Origin of the sequence: Salinivibrio sp. SS2 (assembly GCF_001722075.1) — a bacterium.
GTDB lineage: Bacteria > Pseudomonadota > Gammaproteobacteria > Enterobacterales > Vibrionaceae > Salinivibrio > Salinivibrio proteolyticus.
The window spans coordinates 1-621 of sequence record NZ_MEBP01000005.1 but is presented as its reverse complement, the minus strand read 5'-3'; the positions used below and the strand labels follow the sequence as shown (position 1 = coordinate 621).

1 protein-coding gene is annotated in these 621 nt (G+C 48.3%); it reads left to right on the top strand.

All coding sequences use genetic code 11. The features are described 5' to 3' along the window. Positions 1-86: 86 nt before the first annotated feature. Positions 87-621 (top strand): transposase domain-containing protein (locus BGK46_RS00420; RefSeq protein WP_175418615.1); only part of this gene is annotated, 535 nt, incomplete at its 3' end.

The following is a 621-nucleotide window of genomic DNA, read 5'->3' as shown; positions in this document are numbered from 1 at the left end:
GCCGATCAGTTAAGCAAAAAATGATCGGTTGAACGATCCTGAGAGGGTGTCAAAATCCGAGTGTTTCTGCACACTCGGATTTTTTTATGTTCTTAAGACAAGCCCTCGACCGAATACATCAATTCTCTGCTGACCAACTCAATGGTCTATCCGATCTCCTTTGCCCTGAACTCATTCACCAATGTCTTGAGGACACAGGCGTCGCGACGATTCGTAAGCGTAGGCTCCCCATGGAATTGATGGTATGGAGCGTTGTGGGAATGTCACTTTATCGGCATCTATCGATGAGTAAGGTGGTCTCTCAGCTAGATATATTGCTACCGGGCAAGAAACCCTTTGTTGCGCCGAGTGCGGTTATCCATGCCCGTAAGAAGTTGGGGCACAAGCCAGTCGAAGCGGTGTTCAACCAAACTCAGCAATTGTGGCATGAGAAGACCCCACATCCTGACTGGTACGGACTCACTTTACATGCTGTTGATGGCGTAGTTTGGCGAACACCAGATACGGCCGACAACGATAAGGCTTTTAGCCGAACCGGTAATAAAACAACGACGTCAGACTATCCTCAAGTTCGCATGGTCTGCCATATGGAATTAACGAGCCATCTGCTTAACAGTGCTG